Origin of the sequence: Agrobacterium vitis (assembly GCF_013337045.2) — a bacterium.
Lineage (GTDB): Bacteria > Pseudomonadota > Alphaproteobacteria > Rhizobiales > Rhizobiaceae > Allorhizobium > Allorhizobium vitis_B.
Genome location: NZ_CP118259.1, coordinates 784,268 through 806,686, shown reverse-complemented (window position 1 = coordinate 806,686; position 22,419 = coordinate 784,268). Strand labels below are relative to the sequence as shown.

Genomic DNA, 22,419 nt, shown 5'->3' with positions numbered 1-22,419 from the left:
CCGCGCTGCTCCTTTTGACCGACGTCCAGTTCCAGACTGGCGTGCCTTACGTTGAAACCGCACGACAACGCAATTTAACGATCCGCCGTCGATTATGTTGCATGCGTCTGCTGCAAATCGGGTTTGCAGCCGAAAAGATCAAGATCACCATTATCGTTCTACCGCAACGCACACAGGCATGCTAAGGATAGCGGTATCACGTTTGACCATCCCTCCGGCAGGTTTGCGACCTCGACTGTCTTGCCTTGTGCATGACCGCCGCATGGTTAGCGGCTGGATGATGGATGCGCCAAATGGGTTATTTCGCTATTCAGCTGCGTCGAGCAGTCCTCCCTGCTGCCCTTTCTATTGAACAGCACCAGCCTTGCTCCGGTGCCGGGATGATTTTATGAACGATACGATCCGCTTTGCACCCTCAGCTGTCAGACCAGGTCCAGACCGTTCCGAAGCAGCCCTATCACCGCGCACGGTTCTGTTGATTGAATTTGCGCTGGCCGTCGGTGGGTTTGGTATCGGCACCGGCGAGTTTGCCATCATGGGCCTGCTGCCGGAGGTGGCGCAGACCTATTCCGTCAGCGTACCCGAGGCGGGGCGCGTGATCAGTGCCTATGCATTGGGCGTGGTTGTCGGAGCGCCGATCATTGCCGCGCTGGCGGCAAAGCTGCCACGCAAGACATTGCTGCTGATGCTGATGGGCCTGTTTGCTCTTGGCAATATCACCAGTGCAACGGCCCCTAGCTTTCTGAGTTTCACCGTCCTGCGTTTCATCACTGGCCTGCCGCATGGCGCCTATTTTGGCGTCGCCGCCCTGGTGGCCGCATCGATGGTCGAGCCGCACAAGCGGGCGCGCGCCGTTGGCCGCGTCATGCTGGGCCTGACCATTGCCACACTGATCGGCACGCCATTTGCCACCTTCCTTGGCCAGATGATGAGCTGGCGGGCCGCCTTCATGCTGGTCGGAGCAATTGCCGCGCTGACGGCGGTGCTGATCGCGTTCAACCTGCGCAAGGACACGGTAGCGGAAGGCGCCAGCATTCGCCGTGAACTCGGTGCTTTCGGCCGGTTACAAGTCTGGTTGGCGCTTGCGGTGGCTGCGGTGGGCTTTGGCGGCATGTTCTCAATCTTCAGCTATATCGCCAAGACCACCACCGACACCGCCGGACTACCCGCCTCGATGATTGCCGTTGTGCTGGCGCTGTTCGGCATCGGCATGAATGTCGGCAATGTGGTTGGCTCACGCATGGCCGATTATTCGCTGAACGGCACAATCGGCGGCATGCTGGCCTTCAACGTCGTGCTGATGACGATCTTTTCGCTGACCGCCGCCAATCCGGTCATGCTGTGCATCTGCGTCTTCCTGACCGGCTGCGGTTTCGCCGCCTGTCCCGCCGTGCAGACGAGACTGATGGATGTCGCAGCCGACGCCCAGACGCTCGCGGCAGCATCGAACCACTCGGCCTTCAATATCGCCAATGCACTCGGCGCCTGGCTGGGCGGCATGGTGATTTCCGCGGGTTACGGCTATGGCGCAACCGGCTATGTCGGTGCGGTTCTGTCTTTCTTCGGCCTGATCGTCTTCCTCATCTCGGTGACATTACAGCGCCGATCAGCATCCTGACCGGTTATCGAACAAGCACGAGAAGCACGCTACCAACCCACGCCAGCAGCGCGCCTTTGAGTGTGTTTTACGTGCATAGTTAATGGATCATAAGTTCCGCATCTGCCGCTTTCCCGCTCCGCAAGCTTAGAAAGCCACGGTGGAATTTATTGATTAAGTCCTTGCAATATCTCGGAAATTTCCGTACCCGCCGACCAGCAGGATAGCGGAATAAAAATCGAGATGACGCCTATATCCAGACAGAACCGGTAATCACCGAATTGTGTAATGCACCGCACGCTTTCACCCCGGTTCAAGCCGCTATACCCCTCTTGACTTTGCGCAGGCAGAGGCGCAGCTAATATGAACGGGCGGGAATTTCCCGCACGGATATCAACGGAGTCATCGATAAGATGCCAAGCGACAGTAGCAGTCGATTGTCCATGCCGTACGCGGTCGCCCTGCTCTGACGGTTCCGTCAGCTTGCCGGTCGGTTGCGCTACGGCGGATCGACGGAAAGGCAAGCACAATGAATATCGAACGCCTTCCTCTGCGGGCCGGTCATGCTGCCCGCCACCTTCTCAACGACAGCCTTAATGTCGTGACCATTACGGACCGGATTGAACAGCTCAACGCGCTCGACAATTCCGAGGCCGCCGCCATGCTGGCAAGCCTGCCGCAGCCAAAGGCGCTGCGCGTCATTGCCCGCCCCGAACTGGTGCATGCTGCCGACATCATCGCGGCCCTGCCGGTCGATACAGCCGTGCGCCTGCTGAAAGCCACTGCCCACGACCGGGTCGCCGACATTTTCCAGGCGATGGACGACCGCTGCCGCATGATGATCTTCTCGCGGCTCGATGCGGCCACAGCCCATGCTGTCGAACATCTGATGGCCTATCCGCAGCGCACCGCCGGATCGATCATGACGACGGAATTCGTCAGCGTGCCCGATGATTTTACGGTGGCCGAAACGCTGGCCCATGTGCGGATGGTGGAAAATGCCAGCGAGACCGTCTATGCGATTTATGTGCTTGACCGTATCACCCGGACGCTCATTGCCGTGGTCACGTTGCGGCGGCTGATCACCGTGGAGCCCGAGGCCTCCATTCTGTCGGTCGCCCAATGTCACGGTGTCGTGCATGCAGACCCGCTGATGACGCAGGAAGAAGTGGCTCGCCTGATCCGCCGCCACAACTTGCTGGCCCTGCCCGTCACCAATGATTCAGGCCAGATGCTGGGCATTGTCACCGTCGATGACGTGATCGACACGATGATTGCCGACACAACCGAAGACGCCCAGAAATTCGGCGGCATGGAAGCACTCGGCAAGCCCTATATGCAGATCGGCTTTGCCGGAATGATCAAGAAGCGGGCCGGCTGGCTTGCCGCCCTGTTCCTTGGCGAAATGCTTACGGCCAGCGCCATGCAATATTTCGAAGGCGAGCTGGAAAAGGCTGTGGTGCTGACCCTGTTCATCCCGCTGATCATGAGCTCCGGCGGCAATTCCGGTTCACAAGCAACGTCGCTGATCATTCGTGCGCTGGCTGTCGGCGAATTGAAGCTTTCCGACTGGTGGCGGGTTGCCATCCGCGAATTGCCCACGGGCATGACGCTGGGGACTATTCTCGGCCTGGTTGGTTTCGTTCGCATTGCGCTGTGGCAGCACATGGGTCTCTACAATTACGGCGACCATTGGCTGCTGGTTGGCTTCACCGTATTTGCTGCCCTGATCGGCATCGTCACGTTCGGCTCGATGGCGGGCTCAATGCTGCCCTTCCTGCTGCAACGCTTGCGCCTCGACCCCGCCAGCGCCTCGGCCCCAGCTGTGGCGACGCTGGTGGATGTCAGTGGGCTGGTGATCTACTTTACCGTTGCGCTGGTGATCTTGAGCGGAACGCTGTTGTAGGGAGGGATTTGGGATGAGGCCGCCCGGGGATTGGCTAGGGCGGCTTCGCGCGTCATTGCATGCTCGCTGGGGTTTGAGGCAACCCGAGTGCTCTGATTTTGACATTTGATCCTCGACGGCCCGGCAAATGGGTATCAAATGTTAAATTCATTTCACTAGGCCGCACACTCATAAACCGGGTTTGCAAATCGGCCTGATTTTGATTCACTGAGGCCTTGATTTGGAGGCCTCTCATGACCCGTCGCCGGTTTGATCTCACCGATTTCGAATGGACTGTCATCCAGCCCTTGTTGCCCAACAAGCCGCGTGGGGTGCCACGGGTTGACGACCGGCGGGTGATCAACGGCATCTTGTGGCGGTTTCGGACAGGTTCACCCTGGGCAGACGTTCCTGATCGATATGGTCCATATACAACCTGCTACAACCGGTTCGTGCGATGGCGAAAGGCGGGTGTCTGGGATCATGTTCTGGGCGAGATTTCCAAGGCTTTCGACGGCGATATCGTTATGATCGACAGCTCCTGTGTCCGTGTTCATCAACATGCGGCCACGGGAAAAAGGGGGATCAACACGATGGCTGCATGGGACGTTCCCGTGGCGGCTTGACCACCAAAATCCACGCCGTTGTCGATGCCGATGGCCGACCGATCCGTCTCGCACTCACAGCCGGTCAAACCCATGATGGTCGCATGGCAGAACCATTGTTACAGACAATCTCCAAGGGTGCGATCCTGCTGGCGGACAAGGCCTACGATACCAACGCGATCAGAGCATTTGCAAAGCAAAGGCAGGCATGGGCCAATATTCCTGCCAAGAGCAATCGGAAGGGAAGCTTCCCTTTCAGCCAATGGGTTTACCGACAGCGCAATCTCGTTGAGCGTTTCTTCAGCAAACTCAAACAGTTCAGAGGCATCGCAACCCGTTACGACAAAGACCCATTGAACTTTCTCGCCGCTGTCAAATTGGCAGCAGCAAGAATTTGGATCAGATCGTTATGAGTCTACGGCCTAGAGCATCGTGCCGAAAATCGGAATCGACACGATGCTCTAGAATTTTGTTTTAGCATCAGATTTTTCCGAAACCGGTTCCCACTTTTCGGTCCGATGCTCTAAGAAAACACAATCCATACATAAATCATTTCTTCCATAGGCCCGCCTATTAGGTTGTATTAACTATTTTTTTCTATAAAAAGTTGTACTGCACGTACCTCTACGTGCAAATTACAAAATCAGACAATAGAAAAATATTGAGGTAATAAACATGGCCATTTATGATATGAAATCAACCAGCTCCAGAGTTTTTGCAAACGGATCGCATCCGACAATAACAATGAACGGTGATTTAGTTATTGTTGCTGGGTGGAGTTCCACAGCCAGTAGCAATCTATACTACTGCGTAGGAAATTGCTATGATACAGATATTCCTACCATAGGCTGGGGGGAGCAGCTAACATACGACGATGGAGACCAAGCCACCATTTCTATCAATGATAGCGGATATGCAGTTTCTGTTCATAGATCTACCACAGATAGCAACAACTTATTCTATAGAGTTGGAAAGATTGACAAAGAGAAATATATTATCAATTGGGGTGAAAGCATTAAATTCAACGCTGGAACAGATCCCTTTTTATCGATAAACGAAAAAGTCGCGGTTGCTGTATGGTCCTCTACGGAAAGTACAAATTTATATTACAGCATTGGAACAATAGATACAGATAAACTCACAATAAAATGGAGTTCTGGAGTTAAATATGATGCAGGATTACATCCGACCGTTAGCATCAATAAAGAGAATGACGTCATACTTGGACACGCGTCAGGGAGCAGCACAAACCTTTACTACCAGTACGGAAGTGTCACCGCTGATCTTACGCAATTGAAACTCGTTCATAATAACAATTACGACAAAGGCGATTCCAATGATCTCACAATCACTGATGGTGGCGTCATATGGGAGTCGCATAAAAGCAGCAATGACGACGATGCTTTTTACAAGCGTGGTACGGTCACCAACGATACAATAACTTGGGATACACTGAACTATACCGTTGACCGCACCACGAGTATCCGGATATCCAGCCTTCAGACTCTATCAAGCCAGACGCAGGTTGGAGTCAGCATCCGACTAATCGATGACAATATCGAAACAGTAATACAAAAAATTACGAAAAAAGATTAATACTGTCCCTTAGCGATATTTCGAGCGTCACCCAGAAATAGGATAGAGTAAAACGGCAATCGCCGTCTTCTACCCAAAGGATGAAACCGGCGGCGGTCTTAGCTCAACCGCCGCCCCCTCACCTCTCCCGCAAAATATAATCCCGCGTCAGCGGCAGGATATTGTTTTTCTTGGCTATCTGGATCTGAAAGACGACGAGATCCTCGTGATAGAAGGCGGCTTCGGCGGTTGATAGATAATAGTCCCACATCCGGCAGAAGCGGTCGTCATAGAGGGTGGCTGCGTCTGCCCATCGGGCGGTGAAGCGATCACGCCAGTGGCGCAAGGTTTTGGCATAGTGGATGCGCAGCACCTCGACATCCGTGATCGTCAGGCCAGCCTTCTCGATTTCAGGAACGATCTCGGAAAGCGCCGGAATATAGCCGCCCGGAAAGATATATTTGTCGAGCCAGGGCGTGGTGAAGCCCGGCATTGCGGAACAGCCGATCGTGTGCAGCACCATCACGCCATCATCGGCCAGCAGCGCGCTGCATTTGCTGAAAAACGCCCTGTAAGCCGCAAGACCGACATGCTCGAACATGCCGACAGAGACGATCCGGTCGAACGTGCCGTCCAGACTGCGATAATCCATCAGCCGGAAATCGACATTGGCCGCTTCTGTGGCAGGTTTGCGGGGCCGCTTGAGCGCATAGGCTAGCTGCTCTTCGGACAGGGTGACGCCCACGACCTCTCCACCCACCGCCCTATCGGCCAGATGCAGGGCAAGACCGCCCCAGCCGCAGCCGATATCCAGCACACGATTTCCCGGCTTGAGGCGCAGCTTGGCGGCAAGATGGTCTTTCTTGGCGCGCTGGGCGTCGTCCAGACTCTGATCGTCATGCTCGAAATAGGCACAGGAATACTGCCGGTCTTCATCCAGAAACAGTTCGTAAAGCCGTGCATCCAGATCGTAATGGTGCGCGACATTCTGTTTGGATCTGGTTGGAAGATTGCGATGGCGAAAGATCCTGAACCGGGTCCTCACATCGTCGATAATCCGGGCGATCAGTGGATGGGTGGCATTTTGCGCTTCCCGCAACACCATGGACACGAAATCGAACATGGTTCCCTGATCAACGAAGAACCGCTCATCCATATAGAGTTCGCCCAGCCGCATATCGGCATCGATCAAAAACGCCCATTGCGCGCGCGTATCGGCGAAGCGAACCGTGACAGGGTCACCCGTACGGTCACCAAATGACAGCGTCTTGCCGCTGGCTGTCACAATATCCAGACAACCAATGGTGACGATGCGCGACAGCGCCGAGGCCAGGGCCCAATCCGAAATAGTGTTAAAAATGGATCGTGGTGGTTGTTTCAAGCGGTCTGCATTTCCGGGATGCAATGCCATGATCTTCAACAGCCTCTGGAGTGGATCTGAGAAAAGGAGTCCGGCGATACGGCTGCGTTTTACCTTCCTCAAAAGTCAGTCAGGTTCAGACTGAACCACAATGACCTAAGATCAGTTTGTTTCGTTTGTCTTTTCGGAAAAATCGGTTTCCATTTTTCTCTGACAAGCTATAGACCGCCTTGATTTAAGAAGGATATTACCCAGCCAATTCGAAGTTCTACCGCAGCTTCTGCGGTTTACGAAGCGAACGAGGCTGAAACGAAAGTCTCGGAGTTTGACATCGTCTCGGCACCAGCCCAGCAGATCCCAATCAACCGGCTAATCATGGTGTAAAAAAGGATCATGCAAAAAATAGGAAGAGCGGGGCGCATGAGGACCTATAACACCCAAAAAAGGACGACCCTCAAAGGTTGCAAATTTATTTTATGAAACTAATAATTGAGTCCATCTATTTTAGAAAGGCTCAATATGATCGACCGCAGAACTCTTCTCCTCACCTCCATGTCGGCTGCAATCGCCTCTCTGATTGCACCCAAGGGCAGCCGTGCTGCACCTAGTTACGTCCGGTATAATGTCGCCTCGGACAAGGGCAAGGAAATGCTCAAAGTCTATACGAGCGCCGTCCAGGAAATGAAGAGCTGGAAGGACACCGATCCTCGCTCCTGGACATTCCAATGGTATATCCATGCCAGCCCGGCGAGCAAGGACACCGAAATCAAAAAGGTGTTCGGCACATCATCCTCCAAGGAAAAGGCCTTGGCCGAGGCCAGCTGGTATACCTGCCAGCCCCATGCCCCTCAGGCAAACGGCACGAAGACGCAGCCAGACTATTTCCTGCCATGGCACCGGCTTTATGTTCTCCAACTTGAGAATATCGTCCGCCAGGTTACCCAGAACGACGCGTTCACCCTGCCATACTGGGACTATACCAACGCAAAATACTATGCCATTCCTGAGGAATTCAGGGACCCCAGCAGCCCTCTCTACAAGCAAAACCGCAATATCAATAATGGAAAGGGCTATGCGAACGTTAATGGCGGGCAGCCGATCAACCAATATTATCTCGAGAAGAATTTGCCCAATCCACTCGCACTGCCGGTCATGCAGGGAAATGAATATTCGGATTTCTGCAACACGCTCGACTATGGCCTGCACGGCAATGTCCATGATCTTACCGGCAATTCCACCAATATGGGCTATGTGCCGACCGCCGCTGGAGATCCGGTCTTCTGGATGCATCATTGCAATATCGACCGTATCTGGTCCAACTGGAATGCCCTGGGCGGCAAAAACCCCAGTCAGACGGACGGCATCGACTGGTCTACCGTCAAATTTACCTTCGTTGCGCCCGACGGCACCGCGCTGGTGGCTGATCTAAGCTCGGTGTCCAACCCGGCTACCCTGCCCTATACCTACGATTCCCTGCCGCAGCCGGTCAGCGCCAATCTGCAACTGGTCGCCGATTCGGCCGCTGCTACAAGCCCCCTCACCCTGATGTCCTCGGCGCCCAGCCACGGTGAGCATACGCAGACAATGAAAATGGACAGCCACGCTCTGATCAAGCTCGGGCAGACGGCAACAACCGTGACGCTCAAGCCAGCAGCGGCGACCACGGCGAAAAACCAAAATCGGCTGACGGCGCTGAAAACAGGTCGGGAAAAGGCGCGGATTTACGTCGTGCTCAAGGCCGTCATGGTCGCCCGCAATCCCAACACGCTCTACATGATCAACCTCACGCTGGCGGGTCAGAAGGATAAACGGTTTGTCGGCTACCTCAACTTCTTTGCCGCAACACATGCGGACACTAATGCAAGCCATGGCGACAGCAGTGTGTTGTTCGACATCACCGACCTCGTGCCCAAGGCGGATCTGGATGGCCTGACGCTACAGGATGCCACAGTCACACTCGAGCCGATCGGCGAGCCGGAAGCTGGCTCCGATCCAACGATCATGGGCGGCATCGAGTTGCAGATCCGCTGAGACAGAGCAAGGCCGGAATAGCTTCCGGCCTTGCTCGCTTCATCTGTCATCCTGGAATGACCGGCAATCAGATCCCGTCGATCCGCCGCACCCAGCCATGCGGGTCATTGCTCTGGCCACGCTGAATATTGACCAATTGCTCGCGGATTTTCAACGTGGTCGGACCGGTTTCGCCATTGCCGATCACAAAGCCACCGTCGGTGAATTTGACCTCGCCGATGCCGGCCACCACAGCCGCCGTGCCGCAAGCGAAGGCTTCCTTCAGCTTGCCGCTTTTGGCATCAGCCTGCCATTCCTCGAAAGAATATGGGCGTTCATGCACCGTCATGCCCTGGTCTTTGAGAAGCGAGATCAGCGAATTACGGGTAATGCCCGGGAGGATGGTGCCCCCCAGAGGCGGCGTCACCAGCGAACCATCGTCCATGACGAAGAACACGTTCATGCCACCCAGTTCTTCCAGCCATTTGTGCTCGGCGGCATCCAGGAAGGCCACCTGATCGCAGCCGTGTTCGACCGCTTCCTGCTGAGCAATCAGGCTGGCCGCATAATTGCCGCCACATTTGGCGGCACCGGTGCCGCCGGGCGCGGCGCGGGTGTAGTTTTCCGAGACCCAGATCTTCACCGCCTTGGCGCCGCCCTTGAAATAGGGGCCGACCGGTGAGGCGATGACGCAGAAAATATAGTCGCGCGCCGGACGCACACCCAGAAATGCTTCGCTGGCAAACATGAAAGGCCGCAGGTAAAGGCTACCCTCACCCTCCGGAATCCACTTCGCATCGGCCTTGACCAGTTTATCAATGGCTTCGAGAAACAGTTCCTCGGGAATTTCCGGCATCGCCATGCGTCGCGCAGACTCGTTGAAACGGCGGGCATTTTCGTCCGGGCGAAACAGCACGACGCGACCTTCCGCCGTACGGTACGCCTTCATCCCCTCGAAAATTTCCTGGGCGTAATGCAGCACCGCAGCTGCCGGATCGATGGCAAATGGTCCGCGTGCGGTAATCTCCGCCGAATGCCAGCCCTTCACCACATTCCACTGGATCACCGCCATATGGTCGCTGAACAGCGTGCCAAAGCCCAGGCTCTGGAACGCCTCCAGGCGCTCTGCTTCCGGCATGGGGTTCGCATTCGGCTTGACGATGAATTCCGGCTGTGCGGTTGCGGCAGACATGACAGGTGATCTCCTCAAATCAGTCAATAGGTCAATATTGCTGACCTATTGACGTTTCGTATAGACGATCACCAGCTTTCGCAAGTCATTTCAAGTGCAAACCGGTACGGTTGATAAAAATATCCAACCAACGGCCTGATCCGGGTAATAAAGACGTGCGGACCGTCTTACCCGAACATTACATATTCGGATAAACCGGTCCTTCGCCTGCTCCCCTTAACGGAAGTCCGTGCGGACCGCCTCACCCAAACATTACATGTTCGGATAAACCGGTCCTTCCCCGCTCTCCTTAACGGAGGTCCGTGCGGACCGTCTTACCCAAACATTACATGTTCGGATAAACCGGTCCTTCGCCTCCTTGTGGCGGCACCCAGGTGATGTTCTGGTTCGGGTCCTTGATGTCGCAGGTCTTGCAGTGGACGCAGTTCTGGGCGTTGATGACGAAGCTCGGCTCGCCCTCCTTCTCCACCCATTCATAAACCCCGGCGGGACAGTAGCGGCTTGACGGACCGGCATAGACGCCAAGCTCGGAGCTCTTCTGCAGGGCCATGTCCTTGACCTTCAGATGCACCGGCTGGTCTTCCTCGTGATTGGTGTTCGACAGGAACACCGAAGACAGGCGGTCGAAGGTCAGTACACCATCAGGCCTGGGATAATCGATCTTCTTATGCTGTGCCGCCGGTTCAAGGCTCTGGGCATCGGTCTTGCCATGTTTCAGCGTGCCGAAGACGGAAAGCCCGAGGAGCTGGTTGGTCCACATATCCAGCCCACCCAGCGCCACGCCAAGCACCGTGCCGAGTTTCGACCACAGCGGCTTAACATTTCGCACCCGCCGCAAATCCGTGCCGATTTCGCTGCCGCGCCAGCTGTTTTCGATCTCGACCGGCTCATCATTGGCGCGGCCTGCGGCAATTGCCTCGGCAATCTTTTCCGCCGCCATCATCCCCGACAGCACAGCATTATGGCTACCCTTGATGCGCGGCACATTGACCATGCCCGCCGAACAGCCCAGCAACGCCCCACCGGGGAAGGACAATTTCGGCACCGACTGATAGCCGCCTTCGGTAATCGCCCTTGCACCATAGGAAATCCGCTTGGCACCCTCGAACGTACCGCGAATGGCCGGATGGGTCTTGAAGCGCTGGAATTCTTCAAACGGATAGAGATAGGGGTTCTTATAGTTCAGATGCACGACGAAGCCGACCGCGACCAGATTGTCCTCCAGATGATAGAGGAACGAGCCGCCACCGGTTTTCATGTCCAGCGGCCAGCCGAACGAATGCTGGACCAGGCCTTGTCTGTGGTGCTCGGGCTTGACCTGCCACAGTTCCTTGATGCCAAGGCCGAATTTCTGCACATCGCTATCGCGTGACAGATCGAATTTGGCGATCAACTGCTTGGCAAGCGAGCCCCGCACGCCTTCTCCGATCAGCACATATTTGCCCAGCAATTCCATGCCGCGCGTGTAACTGGAGCCGGGTTCGCCGTTCTTTTCGACGCCCATATCACCGGTGGCAACACCAATCACTGCGCCAGCCTCATTATAAAGCAATTCGGTGGCGGCAAAGCCCGGATAAATCTCGACACCGAGCGCTTCAGCATGGCCCGCCAGCCAGCGACAGACATTGCCGAGCGAGACGATGTAATTGCCGTGATTGTTCATCAGCGGCGGCATCAGCGCGTTGGGCAGGCGAATGGAGCCTGCGGGACCAAGAAACAGAAAATGGTCGGCGGTGACTTCGGTCTTGAACGGATGATCGGCTTCCTTGCGCCAATCCGGAAGGAGCTTATCGACACCAACCGGATCAACCACGGCCCCGGAGAGAATATGAGCGCCAACTTCGGCACCCTTTTCCAGCACCACAACCGTCAGATCAGGATTGACCTGTTTGAGGCGAATGGCCGCCGAAAGACCTGCCGGTCCCGCGCCGACAATCACCACGTCGAATTCCATGCTCTCGCGCTCGGGCAGCTCTTGTTCGCTCATCGTTTTTCTCCGCTCGGCTTTTCCCCATATGGATATCTTCCTTGTCAAATCAAACCGGGCTTGTCGAGCCAGGTTGCGACAGGGCAAGGCGTGAAATCCCTGCGAGGTGCTATGAGGGACAAGAATATCTTCCGTTTACGTGCACGTCAATTACTGAGCCGCCGGGAAATGTATGACATGCTGGCCACCGCAGCTTATCGCTATCTGTGCCTTTGATTTTGCATCCTCGCTTGTTAGGTTCTTGTCGACATCGCATCGTCATTCACAAAAAGGAATTCACAATGGATCTCGGCATTTCCGGCAAGCGGGCGGTTGTTCTCGCCGCATCCCGCGGACTTGGGCAAGGCATCGCCAATGCACTGGCCGCCGAAGGCGCCCATGTGTTGATCTGCGGGCGCACAAAAGATAAGCTCGAGGCCAATTGCGCTGCCATCGTCAAGGCTGGCGGCAAGGCGGACTATGTGGTGGCGGATCTCTCCGATACTGACTTTGTCGCCACGCTCGTTGAAGCCATCGCCACAAAACTTGGCGGCATCGATATCCTCGTCAACAATACCGGCGGGCCGACACCCGGCACCGTGGAAGACATGGACGATGAAAAGCTCCACACCTTCTTTCAGTCCATGGTGGTGCGGATCATTACGCTGACCAACGCGCTGGTTCCCCAGATGAAGGCGCAGGGCTTCGGACGCATTCTCACTGTTGCTTCGTCTGGCGTTATTGAGCCGATTGCCAATCTGGCGCTCTCAAACACATTGCGCGGCGCGCTGGTCGGCTGGAACAAGACACTATCTTCCGAAATAGCTTCCTTCGGCATCACCGCCAATCTTCTCCTGCCCGGAAGAATCCATACCGACCGGATTGATGAATTGGACGGCGCCAATGCCAAACGCCAGGGCAAATCGCTGGAAGAGGTTCGCGAGAGCTCGATCAAAACCATCCCCATAGGACGGCTTGGCAAGGTGGAAGAATTTGCCGCCGCGGGTGCTTTTCTCTGCTCCGTCCCTGCCGCATACATCACCGGCACGATGCTGCGGGTCGATGGCGGCGCCGCCAAATCTCTTTGAATAAGCAGCTCAAACCGTCGTATTTAGTGACGAACCAACACTATTGTCACTAAATACGACTTTATTACAAGAATTTAAGGATAACTCACCGCGAGTTGATCGATAGTGTGCTTGGCTGTTATTTTCGCGGTGCATTAATTCAATAATGATGGGATGAACGACCAGCTCAAGCTTCATCAGGCCCTGACACATGAAAAAATTCTGGACCGCCTCCAGCATCATCGCAATCCTTGCCGTCGGCGGGTGGATATATCGCGACCAAATTCCTTATCTCGACAAGGTTCCGTTTCTGAGCCAAGCCAGCCAGACGGCGGGCCACAAACCAGGTGCCGAACAGGCAACGGCCCAGACCAATGGGCAATCGTCAGGGCAGGAAGCCGGTAAACCGGCAGGCCAAGGTGGCGGCCAAGGGAGCGGAAAGAGTGGCGGCCGACGCAATGGCGGGCCAGCATCGGTCAAGACCGTTGCGGTCAGCATGGGCAATCTGCCAATGGATGCTACGGCAACTGGCTGGGCCGAAGCGGAGGATACCACGACACTGGCGGCCCTCAAGAGCGGTTTGCTTCAGGACGTGATCGCCAAGGACGGACAGGAAGTAAAGGCTGGAGATCTGATTGCCCGGCTGGATGACCGGATCGCAAAGGCGACTGTGGACAAGGACCAGGCCAATATCGTTTCCGACCAGGCCAGCCTGGCCGAATACGAGGCTGCCTTGACGCGTGCAGAAAGCTTGCTCAAGCAGAATGCGCAATCACAGCAGGCCTACGAACAGGCCAAGGCATCAAGAGATTCGGCCGCCGCCAAGGTTGACGCCGATAAGGCCACTCTGGCCTCCGATATGGTCGACCTGGAGCACATGAAGATCCGGGCGCCCTTCGATGGCCGGCTCGGAAGTATCCAGCTCAGCATCGGCGCCTATGTCAGCGCCGGAACCGCCATCGTCAGCATCACCCGCTACAATCCGATCTATGTGAAGTTCCAGATGCCGGAACGCTACCTGCCGCAATTGCATCAGGCGTTTGCTGGCAAGGATGTGGTGGTCGATGTCGATCCCGCCTCGACCGGCGGCGTACCGGTTCAAGGCAAGCTGTCCTTCTTCGACAATAGCGTGGACACCACCTCGGGGACTATTCTCGTCAAGGCAGAGTTTCAAAACGACAAGGGCGTTCTTTGGCCCGGTCAGAGCGCCAATGTCACCGTTCGTTTCCAGACCGAAGACCGCAACATCCTCGTACCGACCGTTGCGGTTCGCCCCGGCGCTGAAGGCTTCTTCGTCTATACGGTCAACAGCGACAGCAAGGTCAAGGCAACCAAGGTTTCCGTCTTGCGCGCCAATGGCGATATGACGGCGATTGCCTCGGGTCTCAAGGAAGGTGATCACGTCGTGGTGGAAGGCCAGGTGCAGCTTGCCGATGGCCAGACTGTTCTGGAACAGTTTGCCGGCCAGAAAGTGGCTGAAAACGAGCCGAAGGATATCACCCGATGATCCCTGCTTTTTGCATCAATCGGCCTGTTGCCACCATTCTGCTTGCCATCGGCCTGGTTCTGGCCGGATTGGCCGGTTATCGGCTTCTGCCAGTGGCCGCTCTGCCCAAGGTGGATTTTCCAACCATCAACGTGACGGCGACCCTGTCAGGCGCCTCGCCGGAAACGATGGCGACCTCCGTTTCCACCCCGTTGATCAAACAGTTCGAAACCATACCCGGAATCAGCGAAATCAGCGCAACCAACTCGCTGGGCAATTCTTCCGTCGTTCTCCAGTTCGACCTGAACCGTGATATCGACGCCGCCGCCGCTGACGTTCAGGCGGCAATTTCCCGCGCCAGCCGTCAATTGCCCAGCAACATGACGTCTGACCCGAGCTACCGCAAGACCAATCCGGCCGACTCACCGGTGCTACTCCTGGCCATCAACAGCGATGAGATGCCGCGCAGTCAGGTGGATTCGATTGCCGAAAATATCATTTCCCCGCTGCTGTCGACGCTGAACGGCGTGGCGCAGGTCAGCATCTATGGTTCCCAGACCTACGCGGTGCGGATCGGCGTCGATCCCGCCAAACTGCAAGCGCGCGGGCTTGGCGTCGACACGCTGACCTCGGCGATTTCCGGGGCCAATAGCCAGGTGCCAATCGGCACCTTGCAGATGGCAAATCAGTCGCTCACCATCAATGCCAATACCCAGCGCACCAATGCCGAGGAATTCAAGTCGCTGGTAATCTCCACCACCAGCAATGGCGCGCCAATCCACCTTTCCGATGTCGCCAATGTGCGCGACAGTGTCGATAATCTCGACGCGGGCAGTTGGTTCGATGGGAAGCAGGCGATCATCCTCGCCATCCAGCGCCAGCCGGACGCCAATACGGTCGAGGTGGTCGATGAGGTGTTGGCCAAGCTGCCTGCCCTGCAAAAGCAGCTGCCTCCCTCCTTGAAGATCAATGTGATGAACGATTCATCGACCGCGATCCGCGAGGCGATCCACGATGTTCAGTTCACGCTGTTCCTCACCATCGCCCTTGTCATCCTGGTCATCTATCTGTTCACCGGCCATCTGACCGCGACCCTCATACCCGGTCTTGCCGTGCCGCTGTCGCTGATTGCCACCTTTGGCGGCATGTATGTGCTTGGCTACAGTATCGACAATATCTCGCTGCTCGGCCTGACGCTGGCGGTGGGACTGGTGGTGGATGATGCCATCGTCATGCTGGAAAATATCCTGCGCCATGTCGAAGAAGGCATGCCGCCGCTTCAGGCTGCCCTTAAAGGCGCAGGCGAGGTCAGCTACACGATTATTTCCATGTCGATCTCACTCGTTGCGGTGTTCATTCCCATCCTGTTGATGGGCGGTGTTGTCGGACGCCTATTCAATGAGTTCGGCATGGTCGTCACCATGGCCATTCTGTCTTCAGCCCTAGTGTCCCTGACGGTCACGCCAATGCTGGCGGCCCGCATTTCCTCCCACAACAGCCGCCCACCGCTGATCGTGCGCTGGTTCGATGCTGGTTTTGCCAAGACGCAACGCGGCTATGACAAGTCTGTCCGCTGGTGTCTCAACCACCGTTTTGTGGTGATGATGGTCTTTGTCGCCTCCATCGCAGGCTCCGGCTGGCTGTTCCACACGCTGCCATCCAGCTTCTTCCCGCAGGAAGATATTGGCCGGTTGACGGTCAGCACCCAGGCGCGTGAGGATATTTCCTACGCGGCCATGCGCGATCTTCAGTCAAAGGTCGCTGAAGAACTGAAGACCAATCCGGCTGTCGATCACGTCACATCCATCGTCGGTGGCTCAAGCCGCAGCCCGCTTAACAACGGCACGATCTTCGTTCAGTTGAAACCGAAGGACAACCGTCCGCCTCTCGCTCAAACCCTCAACGAGATGCGACAGAAGCTGTCGAAGATCGCCGGCATCCGCAGCTATATCACTCCACAGCAGAATCTGCGCTTCGGCGGCCGCAGCACTGCCAGCCAGTATCAGCTGGTTGTCCAGGCGCTGAGCACGAAAGCAACAGATGAATGGTCATCGAAAATCCAGGCCGCCATGCGCCAGGACCCGTTGTTTACCGATGTGACCAGCGATGCGCAGAACAATGCCATCGCCGCCGATATCAACATCGACAATGGCAAGGCCGCCGCTTTCGGCATTACCAACGATCAGTTGCGCAAGACCCTGGAAATGGCGTTCAGCGGCTATAATGCTGCCCAGATCCAGTCGACCGGCGACAGCTACGATGTCATCGTCGAGTTCGACAGGAACAAGCCATGGGACGACGAGTTCCTGCGCGATATCCTGGTGCGGTCTTCTTCCACGGGAACGCTGGTGCCGCTGTCGAACTTCGCCACGGTCAAGCGTCATACTGCCCCTGTCACTGTCAATCAGACCGGCCAGCTGGTTTCGACCACGGTGTCGTTCAACCTGCCTGACGGCATATCGCTGAGCGACGCCACCGCCCGGATCGATCAGATCAAGACCGAGATTGGTATGCCCAACGACGTCTTCACCTCCTATGGCGGTACGGCGGCGATTTTCCAGCAGTCGCAAAGCAATACCGGTCTGCTGATCCTGGCCGCCGTGCTGACGATCTATGTGGTGCTGGGCGTGCTGTATGAGAGCTTCATCCATCCGCTCACCATTCTCTCCGGCCTGCCGGCGGCGGCTTTCGGGGCGCTTCTGGCCCTGAAACTGCTGAATTTCGACATGTCGGTCATCGCTCTGATCGGCCTGCTGATGCTGATCGGCATCGTCAAGAAAAACGCGATCATGATGATCGACGTGGCGGTGGAATTGATCCGCGAGCATGGCGAGACACCGGCAAAGGCCATTCACGAGGCTTGTGTTCGCCGTTTCCGGCCGATCATGATGACCACGTTCTGCGCGCTTCTCGGAGCACTCCCTATTGCGCTAGGCCATGGCGCCAGCTCCGAACTGCGCCAGCCGCTCGGTATCGCCGTTGTCGGCGGCCTGATCGTCTCACAATTGCTCACACTGTTCATCACACCTGTCATCTTCGTGGAAATGGACCGGTTCGGCAAATTCCTGACCCGGCTCGTTCGCCGCGACAAAGGTCACCACGCCGCAAACAGCGAAGATGGGCCATCCAAACCAGCCATGGCGGCTGAATAGCGGGAGCAAGTCAAATGATTGTCGTGCGTTGGGCTTTAACAATTATCGGCTTGCTGGCCATTGCCATGGGCATTCTGTGGATGGCGCAGGGTGCCGGGATTTTCCCCTACCCACAATCCAGTTTCATGATCAACCAGACCCCCTGGATCATCTGGGGCGGCTTGCTGGCCCTGTTCGGCCTGGTCCTGACCTGGGGAGCGGGCCGGATTTTGCGATAACTTCGCGCAGTTGATGATTGCCGCTTCAAAGCGCCGCGTTTGACCGAACGCGGCGCTTTTATCTGTCAAGTCATAGGTGTTTGTCAGGGAAAAGTGGAACCCGGTTTCCTCGATAAGACATACGAAAACAAGAGAAGCGAGAGCTTGTCGGGTTCAACCTGAACCTGACAAGCTCTCGCCCGCTGCCAGCGGCTCTTTCTGGAAATCGATCCTTGCATCCTGCCCCAGCCTGTGTCATCAGGCCCGCTCCTTAAGAAAAGCCCCTCTCAGGCAGAGGCGCGCCCGCAACGGTCCAATCAATCACGCCAATAGACAGGCATCAGGGAGCAGCAGCCATGGCAAACGCGCTTGGGCTTGATTTCGGCACGACCAACACGGTGCTGGCACAGAGTATCGACGAGACAACCACCCATTCGGTGCAGTTCACCTCCATGGCTGGAACCACCGACAGCATGCGCACCGCATTGTCCTTCATGAAGGATGCCCAGCTTGGCGCGCGCGCCCTGAAGGTGGAGGCCGGGCAAGCCGCCATTCGTCAGTTCATCGACAATCCCGGCGACTGCCGTTTCCTGCAATCGATCAAGACCTTTGCGGCCTCGGCACTGTTTCAGGGCACGCTGGTCCATGCGCGACGGTTTCAGTTCGAAGACCTGATGGAAGTGTTCCTGAAACGGCTGGAAACCTATGCTGGCGATGGCTGGCCTGCGAATGCTGGCCGCATCGTCGCGGGCCGGCCCGTGCATTTCGCTGGCGCCTCCCCCGATCCCGAGCTTGCCATGCGCCGCTATAACGAAGCGCTCACCCGTCTCGGCTTTCCGGAAATCCACTATGTCTATGAGCCGGTGGCCGCGGCCTTCTATTTCGCCCAGCACCTGACAACGGATGCCACGGTGCTGGTCGCCGACTTCGGCGGCGGCACCACCGACTATTCGCTGATCCGCTTCGAGCGCAAGGCAGGCGTGCTGTCGGCAGTGCCGGTCGGCTATTCCGGCGTCGGATTGGCCGGTGACCAGTTTGATGCGCGGATCATCGAGCATCTGGTGGCGCCTGAAATCGGCAAGGGCAGCCAGTTCAAGAGTTTCGACAAGATCCTGGATATTCCAAGCAATTATTACACCAGCTTTTCGCGCTGGAACCAGTTGTCGGTGTTCAAGTCCTCAAAGGAATTCGCCGACCTGAAGCAATTGGTGCGCCAAAGTCTCGCGCCCGACAAGCTGGAGTTGTTTATCGACCTCGTCGAGCATGATGAAGGCTATCCGCTCTACCAGGCGGTGTCCTCCACCAAAATGGCACTGTCTGCGGCGGATGAAGCAGAATTCAACTTCTCGCCACTTGGCGCGGCTGGCCGCAAGACCGTCAAACGCCAGGATTTCGAGAGCTGGATCGCCGACGATCTCACACGCATCGAATCGGCACTCGATGATGTTCTCACCCGAACAAACACCGAGGCAGGCGCCGTGGACAAGGTGTTTCTGACCGGCGGCACATCCTTCGTTCCGGCGGTGCGGAGAATCTTCACCGAGCGCTTCAGCCAGGACCGCATCGAGAGCGGCGGCGAAATGGTATCGATTGCCCATGGACTGGCGCTGATTGGCGACCGCGACGATATCGCTCTCTGGACAGCATGACCTGGAGACAGCACGACCGGGGGGACAGCATAACCGGAAGCAAATACGGTTTTCTGTTCCTTTCTGCGAACAGCTTGTCTAAAACGTTGCAATGATTGCCGCTCAGGACATGACTGCCGCCGAACTTGCCGCCCTTCTGGCTTTTCACGCCGAAGCCGGGGTGGAGTGGCTTGTGGAAGATGCGCCTGTTGACCGGATCGCACAATTTGCAGCAGAACGGCAGGCGCGGACCAGGGCCGCGCCCCAACAAGCCCCAGTTCAAGCCGCAGTTCAGGCCCAGGATCAACGGACCGCGACCGCCCCTGTCGGTTCGCAGAATGGCCCTGCCCTCACCCGCGACCGCCCGGCCCCTCGACCTGCTGCATCGACACCGCTTGCCATTCCCGACGAAACGGCAATCAACGACGCCCGATTTGCCGCCGAGAGCGCTCGGTCGCTGGCTGAGTTGAAAGCGGCTCTGGAAGGATTTTCCAGCTGCAATCTGAAGACCAGCGCCCGTTCCACCATTTTTGCCGAAGGCCCCGCTGAGGCAGGCATCATGGTGATCGGCCCCATTCCGTCAAGCGATGACGACCGCGAGGGGTTGGCCTTTTCCGGCCGGACCGGCGCACTGCTCGACCGGATGCTTGCCGCCATTGGCCTTGGTCGCGACGCGCTGCTGCTGACCACCGCCATTCCCTGGCGCGGCCCTGGTGACCGCATGCCGACCCCGGCTGAAGCCGCCATCTGCCGGCCCTTCATAGAGAGACAGATCGCCCTGGCCGAACCGAAGGCTGTTCTCCTGCTCGGCAATTTCACCGCCCGGTTCTTCTTCGGTGGAACGGCGACAATCCATTCGATGCGCGGAGAGTGGCGTGACGTGGCCGCAGGCGGTCATGGGGTTGCCGCCATGGCAACCTTTCATCCGCAGGAATTGCTGCAAGCTCCCGCCACCAAGGCTCTGGCCTGGCGCGACCTTCTCGCCTTCCGGCAGCGGTTAGTTTGACACGCGCCTTGCAATGATAGCCGATCGTTAGCTTTCTCACCGAACCCATGCGCAAACCGCATGGCAGTCATCATTTTAGAGCCATTGAATTTTCTATATTGCAGTGCAATATAATCACTGTTGCAGGTGTTTGTCGGGCATGAATGGCTGGCAATCGCGCTACAGTCTTGGGAGGACCCTTTACAGGAACCAGGACGATGAACCGGAAACGCATTACACGGCCAATCCATAGCAAGTTCGAAACGGTGCGCGGGCAAATCCGTTCGCTCAAGGGCCTGCATAGCTATTACCGCATGGGCTATGTCGCCTGCGAACAATTGGCCTCTACGGCCTGGATACGATTGGAAAGAGACATTCGATGACCCACAGTTTTGACGGGACAAAGGCCAGACGCCTCGCCATCCGCCCGGTGAGGGCTTTTCAACAGATCCGCGAAGCGGTTAGTGCATCGCGTGATTTCAGCCGCTCCGCACGTGCCGACGGCGATGACGCCGTGTTGCAGGCGGCCATTCCCTTTTAAATGGTTCCGTTTCAAAAACTGACAGCAGTTTTCTTTCGGAATGGACTTTAACTGCAACATTTCCACTTGCCGCATCGCGTTCAGCAACAAATGGTTCGAAGACCGGCTGCAAGCGGTTAGGTGTTTAGGCACACCATTTCAAACCTGCAGATGCCGGTCAGCATCCTCCGCTTGATGCAGAACGCACCTCCACAGCAGGTTCATTGTGCGGATGTGCTTGCTCTTCTCTTCCGACAAACATCGTTTCTTTTTCAAAGACCGCGTCGAGAATAGCCGATTTGCGCGCCAGCCAATCGCGATATTCCTGATAGAAGTCTGCCGACAGCCAGATGTGGCTGGCCCGGCCCGATCCGTTACGGCGAATACAACCGTGCTGCTCGGCCTTTCTCAAGGCCCTTTGCAGATGGGTTCGTGACATGACGAAGCGTTCCGCCATGGCCGGAATGTCAATTGTCCCCAGATCGTAGAAGTCATCCTCAAGGACTGCATTGGGCGTGAGGGATATGAACCTATCCATCACCAGGGCACCACTTTCCGTCCACAGAAACAGGCCGATACGCTCACCTGGCTCGCGCCATTGCCGATCATCAAGGCAAAGCCGCGTAAATTCCGGCTGAACCAGGAAGAGCAATTCGGGACGTTGCTGAAGATGCTGTAATCTCTCGCCACCATCGACATGATCGAGTACAGCGAGATTGACGCTAAGCCATCGCTGCATTGCATCGATACTGGCCTCACTCGCCTCAAAACTGCGCGGACGCTTGGCGCTGGCGGGGTGAAGGTGAATGAAGCGATAGGATAGAAGTTGATCGACATAGGTCAGAACCGTGTTGCGGCTGGCAATCCCGGTCTGGCAGATCCAGTCCGCCAAGCCACTGGCCGTCATTCCAGGACCGCTACTGCGTCCCGCCAGGTGATCAGCATAGAGCGCAAATGCGGCCTGGGTCATCATCCAGCGCTGATGCGAAACAAGCGCACGCGCCAATCTTGGCGTCTCATCGAACTGATCGCCGAACCGTGCCGCCATGACAGCTATCGCCTCGGCGAAGCGCCAGGAGGATGCAAGCGTTGCAACAGAAAGCGCCATGAACAATCCCAAGTTCAGCAATACATGAATAAGGAAAACAGCAAGAACCTATACCCAGCGAGCCATCGCCATCTACATCGTTAATT

17 protein-coding genes are annotated in these 22,419 nt (G+C 56.6%); 13 read left to right on the top strand and 4 right to left on the bottom strand.

Features of this window, described 5'->3' with window-relative positions; genetic code table 11:
- The first annotated feature begins 388 nt into the window (after nt 1–388).
- The 4 genes from G6L01_RS03705 to G6L01_RS03690 all read left to right on the top strand — a co-directional run bounded on the left by G6L01_RS03705 (nt 389) and on the right by G6L01_RS03690 (nt 5,683).
- Nucleotides 389–1,618: an MFS transporter gene (locus G6L01_RS03705; RefSeq protein ID WP_139190331.1), complete on the top strand. Its 1,230-nt coding sequence runs from the start codon at nt 389–391 to the stop codon at nt 1,616–1,618.
- 508 nt (nt 1,619–2,126) lie between these two features.
- A complete protein-coding gene (gene mgtE / locus G6L01_RS03700) occupies nt 2,127–3,503 on the top strand; it encodes a magnesium transporter (protein WP_156584190.1) in 1,377 nt (458 codons plus the stop codon).
- Between the two features lie 233 nt (nt 3,504–3,736).
- Nucleotides 3,737–4,500 (top strand): IS5-like element IS869 family transposase gene (locus G6L01_RS03695; protein WP_139190091.1). Its coding sequence is split into 2 segments (ribosomal slippage): nt 3,737–4,052 and nt 4,052–4,500, totalling 765 coding nucleotides; the frame shifts between segments, so codons are not numbered across the junction.
- A 262-nt stretch (nt 4,501–4,762) separates the two neighbouring features.
- On the top strand, nt 4,763–5,683 hold the full coding sequence (locus G6L01_RS03690; protein ID WP_139190230.1) for a hypothetical protein: 921 nt from the start codon (nt 4,763–4,765) through the stop codon (nt 5,681–5,683).
- Nucleotides 5,684–5,801: 118 nt separating this feature from the next.
- Here G6L01_RS03690 and G6L01_RS03685 read toward each other — a convergent pair whose 3' ends face one another.
- Nucleotides 5,802–7,073, bottom strand: a complete 1,272-nt coding sequence (locus tag G6L01_RS03685) for an SAM-dependent methyltransferase (protein WP_070167859.1) — start codon at nt 7,071–7,073, stop codon at nt 5,802–5,804.
- A gap of 468 nt (nt 7,074–7,541) precedes the next feature.
- Between G6L01_RS03685 and G6L01_RS03680 the strand changes: the two genes are divergently transcribed.
- Complete coding sequence (locus G6L01_RS03680; protein WP_081344284.1) at nt 7,542–9,053, top strand: tyrosinase family protein; 1,512 nt, start codon at nt 7,542–7,544, stop codon at nt 9,051–9,053.
- 67 nt (nt 9,054–9,120) lie between these two features.
- On the opposite strand, the gene G6L01_RS03675 is transcribed toward G6L01_RS03680, so the two are convergent.
- The gene (locus tag G6L01_RS03675; protein ID WP_070167857.1) at nt 9,121–10,224 is read right to left on the bottom strand and encodes a branched-chain amino acid aminotransferase; all 1,104 of its coding nucleotides are present in this window, start codon (nt 10,222–10,224) and stop codon (nt 9,121–9,123) included.
- Nucleotides 10,225–10,549: 325 nt separating this feature from the next.
- A complete protein-coding gene (locus G6L01_RS03670; protein WP_070167856.1) occupies nt 10,550–12,211 on the bottom strand; it encodes an electron transfer flavoprotein-ubiquinone oxidoreductase in 1,662 nt (553 codons plus the stop codon).
- A 281-nt stretch (nt 12,212–12,492) separates the two neighbouring features.
- Here G6L01_RS03670 and G6L01_RS03665 point away from each other — a divergent pair, with 281 nt between their 5' ends.
- From G6L01_RS03665 to G6L01_RS03630, 8 genes are all read left to right on the top strand, one after another.
- The gene (locus G6L01_RS03665) at nt 12,493–13,278 is read left to right on the top strand and encodes an SDR family oxidoreductase (RefSeq protein ID WP_070167855.1); all 786 of its coding nucleotides are present in this window, start codon (nt 12,493–12,495) and stop codon (nt 13,276–13,278) included.
- Nucleotides 13,279–13,468: 190 nt separating this feature from the next.
- Complete coding sequence (locus G6L01_RS03660) at nt 13,469–14,764, top strand: efflux RND transporter periplasmic adaptor subunit (protein WP_070167854.1); 1,296 nt, start codon at nt 13,469–13,471, stop codon at nt 14,762–14,764.
- Complete coding sequence (locus G6L01_RS03655) at nt 14,761–17,895, top strand: efflux RND transporter permease subunit (protein WP_070167853.1); 3,135 nt, start codon at nt 14,761–14,763, stop codon at nt 17,893–17,895. The genes G6L01_RS03660 and G6L01_RS03655 overlap by 4 nt, the downstream gene beginning before the upstream one ends.
- Nucleotides 17,896–17,909: 14 nt before the next feature.
- Nucleotides 17,910–18,113 carry a hypothetical protein gene (locus G6L01_RS03650; protein WP_070167852.1) on the top strand — a complete coding sequence of 68 codons (204 nt, stop codon included), beginning with the start codon at nt 17,910–17,912 and terminating at the stop codon, nt 18,111–18,113.
- Nucleotides 18,114–18,448: 335 nt separating this feature from the next.
- Nucleotides 18,449–19,741 carry an Hsp70 family protein gene (locus tag G6L01_RS03645; RefSeq protein WP_070167851.1) on the top strand — a complete coding sequence of 431 codons (1,293 nt, stop codon included), beginning with the start codon at nt 18,449–18,451 and terminating at the stop codon, nt 19,739–19,741.
- 91 nt (nt 19,742–19,832) lie between these two features.
- The gene (locus G6L01_RS03640) at nt 19,833–20,726 is read left to right on the top strand and encodes a uracil-DNA glycosylase (RefSeq protein WP_071206216.1); all 894 of its coding nucleotides are present in this window, start codon (nt 19,833–19,835) and stop codon (nt 20,724–20,726) included.
- Between the two features lie 197 nt (nt 20,727–20,923).
- Nucleotides 20,924–21,088 carry a hypothetical protein gene (locus G6L01_RS03635; protein ID WP_156535192.1) on the top strand — a complete coding sequence of 55 codons (165 nt, stop codon included), beginning with the start codon at nt 20,924–20,926 and terminating at the stop codon, nt 21,086–21,088.
- Nucleotides 21,085–21,246 carry a hypothetical protein gene (locus G6L01_RS03630; protein ID WP_156584029.1) on the top strand — a complete coding sequence of 54 codons (162 nt, stop codon included), beginning with the start codon at nt 21,085–21,087 and terminating at the stop codon, nt 21,244–21,246. The genes G6L01_RS03635 and G6L01_RS03630 overlap by 4 nt, the downstream gene beginning before the upstream one ends.
- Before the next feature lie 157 nt (nt 21,247–21,403).
- Here G6L01_RS03630 and G6L01_RS03625 read toward each other — a convergent pair whose 3' ends face one another.
- On the bottom strand, nt 21,404–22,333 hold the full coding sequence (locus tag G6L01_RS03625) for a hypothetical protein (RefSeq protein WP_070167849.1): 930 nt from the start codon (nt 22,331–22,333) through the stop codon (nt 21,404–21,406).
- Between the last annotated feature and the right edge of the window lie 86 nt (nt 22,334–22,419).